The following is a 12,273-nucleotide window of genomic DNA, read 5'->3' on the forward strand; positions in this document are numbered from 1 at the left end:
CTCCGGTTTCCTACGTCTCCGGATGGGGGTTTCGAGCCGGACACGCCCGCCGGTCGGCTCACCCGTGGACGGGCCTCGACGGGTCCGCGCCGTACTCGCCCAGCATCGTCACCAGCCGGTCGACCAGGCCCTGTGCCGTCGTCCGGTCGAACAGCTCGGTCGCGTACTCGAGCACGCCCCACAGTTGCCCGGAGTCCGCCGACGTCAGCTCGGTGAACTCGAAGGCCAGTTCCTGGGCCACCAGACCGGGGCCGGACTCGACCAGCTCGGCGCGCAGGCCGGGCATGTCCAGATCGGTCGGGACCACCGGCTCGGTGCACAGGCTCATCGACACCTGGTACAGCGACTGCTCCCGCGCCCCGGCAGGCGGTGCGATCTCCTCGACCAGGCGCGCGAACGGCACGTCCTGGTTGGCGAACGCCGCCAGGGCGACGTGTCGTACCCGGCCCACCAGGTCGTTGAAGGACGGGTCCCCGCTGGTGTCGACGCGCAGCACCAGCGTGTTGGCGAAGGAGCCCACCAGTTCGTCGACGCTGCGGTCACCCCGGCCGGCGACGGCGCAGCCCATGGCTACGTCGGTCCCGGCCCCGTGGGCGGTGAGCAGCGCCGCGACCGCGGCCTGCAACACCATGAACAGGTTCGCCCGGTAGCGGCGGGCGACGCCGGTCAGCCCGGCGTACGCCTCGGCCGGCACGTCGAACACCACCCGGTCGGACCGGTACGCCGGTCGGGGCGGCAGCCGCCGGTCGGTGCGCAGGCCGGCACCGGCCGGCAGGCCGGCGAGCGCCGTCCGCCAGTGCTCCAACTGCGCCGCGTGCCCGGCCGGCCCGGCCACGCACCGCTCCGGGTGGCGCGCGACGAAGGCGGAGTACGTCAGCGGCAGCGGCGCCCAGTCCGGCGGTCCGCCCCGGACCCGGGCGGTGTACGCGGATATCAGGTCGGCCAAGAGCGGTCGCGTGGACCACGCGTCGGCGGCCACCCGGTGCAGGACGATCAGCAGGACGCGCTCGCCGTCCGACTCGAACAGGCGCACCCGCCACGGCGGCTCGCGGCGCAGGTCGAACGGCTCGGCGGCGGTCCGGGTCATCGCCTCGTCCCGCCGCTCGGCGGCCACCCGTTCGACCGCGAAGTCGGGCTCGGAGGTGGCGGCGTCCCGCACCACCGCCTCGGTCACGCCGTCGCGGCGCTCGAAGGTCGTACGTAGCGGTTCGTGGCGCCGGGCGAGGTCGGCCATCGCCGCCCGCAGGGCGGGCACGTCCACCTCGCCGGTGAGCCGCATCGCGATCGAGGTGTGGTAGACCCCGGCGCCCGCTCCGGCCAGCTCGTTGAGCGCACACAGCCGGGCGTTCGCGTAGGGGGTCGGCGACCGGGATCCGGTCGGCTCCGGTGCGGCCTCGCCCGGCTGGTCGGACGTCCCGGCCGGGATGCCGCAGGCCGTGACCAGGTCACCGATGGTCTCCGCGTCGAACAGGTCGATCAGGGTCACCGCGAGGCCGTGCTCGTCGCGGAGCCGCTGCACCACCCGGGACCCGGTGAGCGAGCTGCCGCCGAGGGCGAAGAAGTCGTCGTCCGCGTCGACGCGCGGCAGGTTCAGCTCCTCGGCCACGATGGTCAGCACCTCGGCCGGGGCGACGGCGACCGGACCGGCCACGGTGCCCCCCGCGTCGGCCGGTGGTGCGGCACGGACCGCCGGAGCGCTCGGTGTCGGCCGGGCGCGGAACCCGGGCAGCGGCGGTGCGATCGTCGGATCGCTGGCGATCGCGGTGACCAGCCGGCCGAACTGGTCGGCGAGTTCGGCCATCGTCGCCGGCGCGAACAGCTCCACGGCGTACTGGAGCTGCACGCGGGGCCGGTCCTTCGCCACGATGGCCTGGACGACCAGCTCGAACTCGGAGGTCACGCCGCTGGCCCGGAGGAACTCGTCGGAGCGGTCGAGAACGGTGAGGTCGGCCAGCGTGCCGGAGTCCCCGCCCTCGGGCACGACGATGTGGAAGGCGGTCTGGTACAGCGGGTGGGCGTGTCGGCCCCGTGGGGGGTTGATCCGTTCGACCACCCGGTGGAAGGGCACGTGGTCGTAGGCCAGATCCTCGGCGAGGTCCCGCTTGACCCGGTCGAGGAGGTCCAGGAACGGTTCGTCGGGATGGCATCGCGTCCGCAGGACGACGCTGTTGACGAAGAACCCGACCAGGTTCTCCAGTTCCGGCTCGGGTCGCCCGGCGACCGGCGTGCCCACCACCACCTCGGATGCCCCCGTCCACCGGGCAAGCAGCAGGTCGAAGGCGGCGAGCAGCACGCTGAACAGGGAGGTTCCCCGGTCGCGGGCCAACTGCTGGAGCCCGTCGACGGCCCCGGGGTCCAGGTCCACGTCGGCCCAGGCGCAGGTGAAGGTGCGTACCGCCGGCCGGGGGTGGTCGACGGGCAGCGGCACGGTGGGCAGGTCCGCGAGACGTTTGGCCCAGTACGTCAGGCCGTCGTCGAGTTCGGGTTCCCGTTGCTCCCGCTGCCAGGTCGTCCAGTCGGCGTACTGGACGGGCAGCTCGGGCAGCTCCGGCTCGGTGCCGGCGGCGAACGCCTCGTAGCAGGTGAAGAGTTCGTGTTGCACGATGCCGATGGACTGTTCGTCGCCGACGATGTGGTGGGTGGCGAGGATCAGCAGGTGGCGTTCGGGTTCGAGGCGAACGACCTCGCCACGCAGCAGCGGGGGTGAGTGGAGGTCGATCGGCTGCCGGTACCAGCGGCCGACCACCGCCCCGACGGCCCCGTCCGCCGCCGGCCCCGCCGGCACCGTGGACAGGTCGACGAAGCCGAGGACGTCTCCCTCGACCTCGCCGACCGTGATCCGGGGGTGCCCGTCGACGCGGGTGAAGCGCGACCGCAGCAGCTCGTGCCGCCGGACCGTCGCCGCGACGGAACGTTCCAGCCGGCCCCGGTCGAGCGGGCCGCCGATCTCGAAGACCACCACCATCTGGTACTGCGTGAGTCCGGGCACGATCTCCTCGGTGAGCCACAGGGACTCCTGGGCGAAGGAGAGCGGTGCTTCCTGAGTCGCCACGGGGACCTCCTCTCGCCGCAGCACCAGGTGCGGGCGTCGACGCCGAAACGGTAGGCGCGCGGGGTTCACCGGCGGTTATGCCTGCTGGCGTCCGCTGGTGCCCCGACGGCCGGTCAGCCGCGCGGCACCAGTGCCGCGGCGTCGACTGCGGCGCGCATCCGCGCCAGCACCTCGACCGGGTCGGCGCCGTCGGTGAACAGGCACGAGTTCACCAGGGCGGACTCGAAGCCCAGCTCGATGGCCTCGGTCAGGTCGGCCACCGAGCCGATGCCGCCGTCCAGCATGACCGGGACCTCGTCGCCCGCCAGGATCACATCGATCGCGGCGCGTACCCGGTCGTCGATCCCCCGGCGGGCGCCGATCGGCGAACCCATCACCCGCACCATCGGCACGCCGAGTTCCAGCGCCGCGCGGTAGGCCGCGACGTCGGCGGAGATCAGCGGCCACACCTCCAGGCCGTCGTCGACGAGCTGCCGCGCCGCCGCCAGTACGGCGTCGTTGTGGGACGTGGTGAGCGTGTCGGCGTCCAGCACCTCCAGCTTGATGATGCGGACGCCGGTCAGCTCCACCGCCCGCCGGGCGCGCTGGACCGCTTCCCCGGCGGTGACCGGGTGGTTGATGTTCAGCACCGGGGTGATCGCCCGGTCCGGGCCGAGCAGGGCGGTCACCGAGCCGAGGGTCGCGTCCGCGTATCCCACCGGCAGCTCGTCACCGGTCTCGACGGAGGCGATGGTGTGGGTGTTGACGGCCAGGTAGCGGCATTTGCTCGCGCCGAGCATCCGGGCCGCGACGTCGGCCGACACCTGGTGCTCCGGCTTGGCGCCGAAGCAGTGAAACAGCTCGAACACGGTTGCTCCAATCATGGGGACTCAGCAGCGGTCTGCTCCGAGTGGGCGGGCGTCCGCCAGCCGGCCGGCGCCGGACCGGTGCCGGTGACGGCGGCACGGAACCGGGCGAGCAGGTGGCGGAAGACCGGCCGGGCGGGGTCGAGGGGCCGGTTCTCGATCGACCGCACCGGGGCCAACTCCATGGCGGTGCCGGTCAGGAAGATCTCGTCGGCCTGGTGCAGCTCTCGCACGTCCACCGCCTGTTCACGCGCCTCGATGCCGAGGTCGGCGGCGAGCGTCAGGACGGTGGCGCGGGTGATGCCGGCCAGCGGACCGTCCCGCAGCCACGGGGTGACGAGCCGGCCGTTGGTGACCAGGAAGATGTTCGACACGGTGGCCTCCACGACGCGGCCGGTGCGCAGGTCGAGTTGCACCGCGTCGTCGAAGCCGGCCCGCGCGGCGGCGGTACGCGCCACCGCCGACATGACGTACGCGCCGGTGGCTTTCGCGCCGGCCGGGAAGCACTCCGGTGGCGGGCGCCGCCAGGGTGAGACGGTCAGCGCGACACCGGCCTGGTCGGTGACCGGTCCGGCCGGCCAGACCTCGATGCCGAGCCGGAAGCGCAGGGCGCCCAGGTTCACGCCGAGGACGGGATCGGGCGCGTAGAGGACCGGCCGCAGGTAGCAGTCCGGCGAGTCGGGCGGGACGGCGGCGAGGACGTGGCCACGCAACGCGTCGAGGCTCGGCGGCTCGGGGATGCCGATCAGCTCCGCCGAGCGCAGCAGTCGCCGCAGGTGGTCGTCGAGCCGGAACACGTGGGGCCCGTCGACGCCCGCGTAGCAGCGGATCCCCTCGAACACCGCCGTGCCGTGCTGCATGCTGTTGCCGCCGAACGGGACGTCCCGGCCACGGTCACCCTCGTGGAGGGTGTGCGTGGAGAGACTGGCGGTGATCATGCCCGGACCAGGGCCTGCAACCGGCCCAGCTCGGTGACGCACTCGAGGACCTGGTCGGCCGGCAGGCCGAAGTCCACCAGGCAGCCGATCTCGGTGACGCCGGCCGCGACCAGCTTGTCGATCATCGGACGGCAGGTCTCGACGCTGCCGAACAGCCCGGCGGAGGTCGTGTAGCGGCGTAGCCCGTGTTCGAGCAGGACGGCGCGGTCCTGTTCGGAGACCGCGTCCGGCCGGACCCCGATGTCGTGGTGCGCCGCGAACTTCTCGAAGAGCCGCAGGTGCTGCGACAGGTACTGGATCAGCGGCTGCCGGATCCGGTCGGGGACCGCGTCGGGGTCGGCCGCCAGGTGGGTGTGCAGCATGCAGGTGATCTGTTTGTCGGCGACGCTGTGCCCGGCCGTGGTGAGTGCCCGCCGGTAGCGGTCGACCTTGCCGGCGAGTTCGTCGACCGTCTGTTCCAGCAGCGCCGTCAGCACGTGCAGGTCGTGCTGTCCGGCCGTCTCCCAGGTCGCCGGGTTGCCCGAACTGGTCAACCAGACGTCGGGCAGCCGCTCGGGGCGCGGATAGGCGCGAACCTCCACCTCGCGTCCGCCGGGTCCGCCCCGGGCCACCCCCTCGCCCCGCCACAGGGCCCGCACGGTGGCGAGCTGTTCCAGCAGGATGTTCTTTCGGTCCTCGTACGCGTCCGGCGCGAGCACGAAGTCGTCGGCGTGCCAGCCGGAGGCGAGGGACATCCCCATCCGCTGGTGGCTGATGGCGTCCAGGACGCCCCATTCCTCGGCGACCAGCAGGGGATCGTGCAGGGGCAGCACCACGCTGCCCGCGCGCAACTGGATGCGGCTGGTCCGCGCGGCGACGGCGGCCAGCAGGATGGCGGGGCTCGGGTAGGGCGCCCCGAAGACGTCGAAGTGGCGTTCCGGCATCCAGATGGCGTGCAGGCCGGCGCGGTCGGCGCGCTCGGCGCACTCCAGCAGCAACTCGTACTTCTCCCCCGGTCGGTCGTCCGGGTCGGAGGAGAAGAAGAAGAGACTGACCGCGAGCGGCGCCCGGCTCGGCTGCTCCTGCTGGCGCAGCAGGTGTTCGAGCAGGCGGAGTCGGTTCGGGGAGAGCTGGCGAAGGGCGTCGGGCGAGTTGCCAGTCATGCCCCGACCTCCCGGATCCGGGCGAGCCGATCCTCCACCTCGTCCTCGGACATCGCGGCCAGCGAGGCGACCAGTCGCGCGACCGGATCGTCCGGTTCCCCGGGCACGGCCGCCGGGACAGGCGGTGCGGTCGCCGCTGCGGCGGGTCCCGGCGGGAATACAGCCGAGGCCGGTTCCGGTGGGCGCATGCCCTGGGCTTCGAGGTGGGCGGCCAGCTGGGCGATGGTCGGCAGCTCGAAGACCGTCGTCATCGCCAGTCCCTCGGCGCCGTCGCGCTGCAACGCCGTGACCATCTGCATCGCCAACAGTGAGTGGCCGCCGGCCTGGAAGAAGTCGTCCTGGAGGCCGATCTCCTGCCCGCCCAACAGTTCCAGCCACAGTGCCGTGAGGTAGGCCTGCATGGGCGTACGGTCGGAGGTGGTCGGCCCCGCGACGGTCCGGCCCGGGTCCGGGGAGCCGGTGACCGGTCGGATCGGCTGCGGGGAGGTGGCCGGGGCTGGCGACGGCCGTCCGGGGTCGAGCCAGTGGCGGGTTCGCTCGAAGGGGTACAGCGGCAGGCCCACGCGCATCCGCCGCTCCCCGTGCCAGAGCTGCGCCCAGGCCACCTCTCCACCGGCCAGCCAGTACGAGGTGAGCGCGTCCAGCAGATCGGCGGCGTCGCCGCCGTTCGGCCCGGTCAGGATGGGGATCCGCAGGTCCCGCGCCGCCCGGCCGCGATCCTCCCCGCCCATCTGGCCACCGGAGCCCAGCATGGCGTCGAGGGAGTTGTCCGGGCTCAGCTCGAACCAGCAGGTCACGCCGTCGCGGCTGAGCCGGTCCAGGCCGTCGGCGAAGCGGACCGTCGCGCACATCTGCTGCCCCCAGTACTCGGGGCTGGTGGCCTGCTCGTCGGTGAGGTAGTCACCGGTGAGGTTGCTGACCACCGGGATCTCGGGTGGGCACAGCTTGTGCCGGGAGACCACCTCGACGAACTCGTCCGCCGCCGGTGCCACCAGGGGCGAGTGGAAGGCCCGGGTGACGGCGAGCCGGCCGCCGGGCACCTCCTGGAGAAAGCGGTCCACCTCGGCCTCGGTGCCGGCGACGGTGACCAGACGCTCGCCGTTGACCGCCGCCAGGGCCAGCTCGCGGCCCTCGATCGCGGCGCGCGCCTCCGCCTCGGACAGCGGGGCGAAGGCCATCGCCGCCGGTGCCGTCGCGGCAAGGAGTCGGCCCCGGGCGGCCACGATCTCGACGGCGGACTCCAGCGAGAAGACGTTGGCGAGCGTGGCGCCGACGAGTTCGCCGATGCTGTGCCCGAGGAGGGCGTACGGGCGGACGCCGCAGTCGAGCAGGGCCCGTCCGACCGCCCATTCGACGGCGAACAGCGCCGGCTGGGTCAGGTCGGTCTCGGCGAGCCGGGCCCGTTTGTCCGCTGCCGTCGCGGCGGCCGGGTCCAACGCCGACGCGAGATCGACGCCGTGCCGGGCGAAGAGTGCGAACACGGTGTCCAGGTGTGCTTTCACCAGGGGCTCGGCGGCGGCCAGCGACAGTCCCATGCCGAGTCGCTGGGCGCCCTGGCCGGCGAGCAGGAAGGCGGCGCGGATCGCCGGGTCGGCGTGGCCGTCCCGTACCCGACGGCTGCCCTTCGTCAGCAGTCCGTCGGCGATCTCCGCCCGGGAGGAGGCCGACAGGACCCGCCGGAACTCCCACTCCGGTCGTCCGGTGGCCAGGGTGTGGGCGACGTCCGCCGGGTCGGCCCGGTGGTCCTCCCGCAGGTGCTGGCCGATCGACCGGCTCAGCTCGTCGAGCGCCGTGGCGGAACGGGCGGAGAGCAGGACCGGGTGTCGCGACCGGCGCGACGCCTCCGGTCGCGGGCGGGCGGGGGCCTCCTCGACGACGAGGTGGGCGTTGGTGCCGCCCATCCCGACGGAGTTGACCGATGCGCGGACCGGTCGGTCCGCCGACAGCTCGGTGAGGTCCATCGGGATCCGGAAGGGCGTGGAGTCCAGTTCCAGCCGGGGGTTCGCGCGCCGGAAGTGCAGCACCGGCGGCACCCGCCGATGCTTGACCATGAGGATCGCCTTGACCAGGCCCGCCGCCCCGGCGGCGGCGTCCAGATGGCCGATGTTGGGCTTGACCGAGCCGAGCAGGCAGTAGCCGGTCTCGTCGGTGCCCTGCCGGAACGCGCGGGACAGGGCGGCGACCTCGATGGGATCGCCGATCGGGGTGGCTGTTCCGTGCGCCTCGACGACGTCGATGTCGCGGGCCGAGACCGCGGCCCGCGCCAGGGCCCGCTCGATCACCGTGGCCTGTCCGCTGACGCTGGGCGCGGTGTAACTGGACTTGGCCTGCCCGTCGTTGCCGACGGCGGAGCCCCGGATGACGGCGTGCACCTGGTCGCCGTCCCGGATCGCGTCGGCCAGCCGCTTCAGCACGACGACGCCGACGCCGTTGCCGACGACCGGCCCCGCCGCGTCGGCGTCGAACGCCCGGCAGTGGCCGTCCGGTGCGGACGTGTCGCTCGGGGTGGACAGGTAGCCGGCGCCGTGGGGCAGCCGGACCGAGGAGCCACCGGCCAGCGCCAGGTCGCACTCCTCGTCGAGCAGGGCCCGGCAGGCGAGGTGGACGGCGACCAGCGAGGAACTACAGGAGGTCTGCACGCCGATGCTGGGGCCGCGCAGGTCGAGCTTGTAGGAGACCCTGGTGGTGAGGAAGTCCTTGTCGTGCCCGAGCATGGCCGCCATGTCGCCGACCGCCCGCAGCGCGTCACCGCCGGAGCCGAGCACGTTGTGCACCAGGTACGTGTCCATCGTGCAGCCGCCGTAGACACCAACGGGTACGTCGCACCGGCGGCCGTCGTAACCGGCGTCCTCCATGGCGTGGTAGGCGCACTCGAGGAAGATCCGGTGTTGCGGGTCCATCATCGCCGACTCGCGGGCCGAATAGCCGAAGAAGGCTCCGTCGAAGCACTCGACGTCCTCCAGCGCGCCCGAGGCGTTCACGTATTCCGGGCTGTCCACCTGCTCCGGCGTCATGCCGTGGCGGAGCGCCTCCTCGCGGCTGTGGCGCTGGATGCTCTCCACGCCCTCGCAGAGATTGCGCCAGAATTCGGTGGTGTTCCTGGCACCGGGGAATCGCGCCGCCATGCCGACGACGGCGATCGCGCCAGGATGTTCTTCCAACGGCTGGGTCGTCATTGCGCTCCTCGTTACCGCGACGTTCCATGATGGCGGCGGGGTCGTTCCCGCCGGTTCGCACCGGTACGTCCCGCCGGGTTCCCATACGGGCAGCCGAGGAGGGCGATGACGGTGTGCGGGTCGGGAGTGTCGGCAGTGCACGGCCGCACCGGTTGGTCACGGTGGTCGACCACGGTGGGCTCCGGCCGCACCGCGTCCCTGCTGTCCTGTCCCGTGGTCTTCACCCGCTCCATCGCTCCGACCTTGGCTGACCTTCGTACGCGGCGACACCGCGCTGGGACGCTAGGAGCAGAGGGTTGCGCGACAGTTACGCGTCGCGGCGACTGCCGGCGTGAGCTGCGAGAACGGGCCCGGGTCGGCGGCTGTGGCCGCCGGCGCCGGGTCCGTGCCGGCGCCGCGAGTCAGCTCCTCGCGCGCATAGCAGGAGCGCCCGCCGCGCACGAGACAGTGTGGCGTAAATCACTTTCCAGCCCGGGGGAGGTCGGGAGATGCCGGCCACCTCGCGCCGCGAACGCGTGCGCATACACCCACCTCGCGCCCTCCCTCGCGACACCCGGGAGGGACGACCCTCCGGGCCGCGCGCCACCCGAGGTCAACCAACCGGCGCTTGACATCGATGGCCGCCTGAGCCACTGTCATCCGTATATCCGTTGATCGGGATAGATACGTTGGAGTCCAGAAGCAGGTGTAACATGACTCTTTTTGGTTGCTCCCACCAAGGCTATTGGCATCCATCACCACCTGGCTCGAATTACCGACGGCCAGCCCCCGTGTCGTTTTTTACTTGGACCGGAGCAGCCGCTGGGACGCGCAATTCACCCGCGAGTCCCCCATAAGCCGACGAACTGCGGCAGAACCTCGGCGACACCAACCGGCCACCGCCCGCCGATTGACCACAAGATCCGGTACGCCAACCGTTTCCGGGTGGCCGCAGAATTCACCGGAGCAACGGGTCGGTGTGCCTGGAAGTCGGCGACCGCACTGGCACGCGGACACCGGAACGCACGATCAACCCCACTGCTACCTGCGCAAAGGACTCGCGAGGGAACTAGACCCGCCGATGCCAAGCGGCGGGTTCCCAGCGTTCGCGAGCCCACCACGACTGATCGAATGGGGGGCCGATCATGGACACTGGCAACCAATCGACGCACCTGGTGGAAGTTCGCACCTTCGGCAAGTTCGAAGTGTTCATAAAGGGACGCCGAGTCACCCGCTGGCGCGCGGGAAAGGCGCGCAACCTCCTTCAGTACCTACTGCTACGGCCAGGTCGCGTGGTGCCCAGGGACGTCCTTTTCGAAGCCCTTTGGCCGGCGCTCGACCCACCTCGAGGATCACTCAAGGTCGCGGTACACACCCTGCGCAGCATACTGGCCGACTCGGGTGCCGCCGCAACGGCCGGAAAAAACGGATCCGGAATAAGCATACTGACCCAGGAATGCGGCTACTCCATCGAGACGACCGACGTATGGGTCGACTTCCAGGAATTCGGCGCCCTCATCCTGCAGGCGCAGGACGAGCAGGCCAACGGGGCGCAGGAGGACTCGCTGGCGAAACTGCGGGCGGCCGTCGCGCTGTACCAGGGGGACTTCCTACCCGGAGTCACCATGCCCTGGGCCGAACCACAGCGCGAGTGGCTGAGGAGCCTGGCGTTGTCCGCGCTGAACCGGCTCGTGGTGGCCGCGACCGAGGCGGACGACACCCTCCAGGTGCTCAACTACTGCCACAAGATCCTGGAGATCGACTCGTTGCACGAGGAGACGTACCGGACCTTGATCCAGCTACACGGGCAGCTCGGCCAGCTCGGCCAGGCCCACCGCTGGTACAAGCTGTGTTCGTCGCGGCTCCGCGAGGTGGTCGGGATCGGCCCGAACGAGGCGACCCGGACGGTGTACCGGGAGGCCGTCAGCGGCGGGCTGGTCACCGTGACCCAGCAGAGCCGCCGCCTCGGTCCGCTGGCCGCGATGTCCGGGCCCTCGTTGGAACGGCGATGAGCGACTCGACCGGGCCCCGGTCACCGCAACTGGAAGCCCTGTGTCGGCTGGTCGCCGAGGAGATCGGCACCGCTCGGATCGGGGTCGACGACAACTTCTTCGAGGCCGGCGCGAACTCCCTCACCGTCATCAGGATCGTCGGTCGGGTCCGGACCACCTTCGGGGTCAGGATCGGCCCCGAGACGGTGTTCCGCCACCCGACCGTGCTGGCGGTGGCCGAGCAACTGAAGATCGACAACCAAGGCACCGACGCCCTGGACCCGGTACTGGTGCTGCGTCCGCACGGCAGCCGACCGCCGCTGTTCTGTGTCCACCCCGGCGGCGGGATGAGCTGGTGTTACACCTCGCTGTTGGGCAGCCTGGACGCGGACCGTCCGGTGGTGGGCCTCCAGGCACGCGGGCTCAGACCAGGTGAGCAGCCGGCCAGGGGCGGGGTCCCGGAGATGACCGACGACTACCTACGGCTGATCCGCGACGTCCAGCCCCGGGGGCCGTACCACCTGCTCGGATGGTCGTTCGGCGGCACGGTCGCCCACGCCCTGGCCTGCCGGATGCAGCAGGCCGGGGAGGAGGTGGGCCTGCTGGCGGTGATGGACGCCGAGCCGGTCGCGACGGCCGGGCCGACCGGTCCGCCGACCGCCCGGGAGCTGATGCTCGGCCTGCTACAGGAGTTCGGGTACGACCGACGCGACCTGGCGAGCATGCCGCTGCGTCCGGACCGGGTCGTCGCCCTGCTGCGCCAGGAGAGCAGCGCGATGGCGTACCTCGAGCCGGCACACGTGAACGCCGTCCTGGAGGTCTTCGCCAACAACCACCGCGCCATGGACGGCTACCGTCCCGACCTGTTCGACGGCGATCTCGAGTTCTTCGCCGCCAGCGACGAGTCGGCCGTGGACGCCTCCCGCTGGTCGCCGTACGTCAGCGGCCGGACCCGGGTGCACCCGCTGCCCTGCACCCACCGCGACATCGGCCGTCCCGAACACCTGGCGGAGATCGCCCGGATCCTCGACACCGTCCTCGCCTGATCGCCACGCGCCGATCCGGTCGGCGAGGATCCCGCCTCGCCGGTGCCGAGCCCGCCGGCGAGGCGGGACGCCGCCCGTCGCGGCCGCTGGCCCCCTGCGGGTCC

7 protein-coding genes are annotated in these 12,273 nt (G+C 72.0%); 2 read left to right on the forward strand and 5 right to left on the reverse strand.

All coding sequences use genetic code 11. The features are described 5' to 3' along the window. Positions 1-58: 58 nt before the first annotated feature. The 5 genes from GA0074692_RS11395 to GA0074692_RS11415 all read right to left on the reverse strand — a co-directional run bounded on the left by GA0074692_RS11395 (position 59) and on the right by GA0074692_RS11415 (position 9,153). Positions 59-3,052, reverse strand: a complete 2,994-nt coding sequence (locus GA0074692_RS11395; RefSeq protein ID WP_176738404.1) for a condensation domain-containing protein — start codon at positions 3,050-3,052, stop codon at positions 59-61. Between the two features lie 113 nt (positions 3,053-3,165). Then, positions 3,166-3,900, reverse strand: coding sequence for a beta/alpha barrel domain-containing protein (locus tag GA0074692_RS11400; protein WP_176738405.1), 735 nt, complete (start codon positions 3,898-3,900; stop codon positions 3,166-3,168). 11 nt (positions 3,901-3,911) lie between these two features. Further along, complete coding sequence (locus GA0074692_RS11405; protein ID WP_091643057.1) at positions 3,912-4,835, reverse strand: aminotransferase class IV; 924 nt, start codon at positions 4,833-4,835, stop codon at positions 3,912-3,914. Continuing rightward, positions 4,832-5,977: a MupA/Atu3671 family FMN-dependent luciferase-like monooxygenase gene (locus tag GA0074692_RS11410; RefSeq protein WP_091643059.1), complete on the reverse strand. Its 1,146-nt coding sequence runs from the start codon at positions 5,975-5,977 to the stop codon at positions 4,832-4,834. The genes GA0074692_RS11405 and GA0074692_RS11410 overlap by 4 nt, the downstream gene beginning before the upstream one ends. Then, the gene (locus tag GA0074692_RS11415; RefSeq protein WP_091643062.1) at positions 5,974-9,153 is read right to left on the reverse strand and encodes a type I polyketide synthase; all 3,180 of its coding nucleotides are present in this window, start codon (positions 9,151-9,153) and stop codon (positions 5,974-5,976) included. Before GA0074692_RS11415 ends, GA0074692_RS11410 begins: the two co-directional genes overlap by 4 nt. 1,124 nt (positions 9,154-10,277) lie before the next feature. On the opposite strand from GA0074692_RS11415, the gene GA0074692_RS11425 reads away from it, so the two are divergent. Both GA0074692_RS11425 and GA0074692_RS11430 read left to right on the forward strand, forming a co-directional pair. After that, a complete protein-coding gene (locus tag GA0074692_RS11425) occupies positions 10,278-11,144 on the forward strand; it encodes an AfsR/SARP family transcriptional regulator (RefSeq protein ID WP_091643069.1) in 867 nt (288 codons plus the stop codon). Next, complete coding sequence (locus GA0074692_RS11430; protein ID WP_091643072.1) at positions 11,141-12,169, forward strand: alpha/beta fold hydrolase; 1,029 nt, start codon at positions 11,141-11,143, stop codon at positions 12,167-12,169. The genes GA0074692_RS11425 and GA0074692_RS11430 overlap by 4 nt, the downstream gene beginning before the upstream one ends. Positions 12,170-12,273 lie beyond the last annotated feature (104 nt).

It is taken from the genome of Micromonospora pallida (assembly GCF_900090325.1).
Taxonomy (GTDB): domain Bacteria; phylum Actinomycetota; class Actinomycetes; order Mycobacteriales; family Micromonosporaceae; genus Micromonospora; species Micromonospora pallida.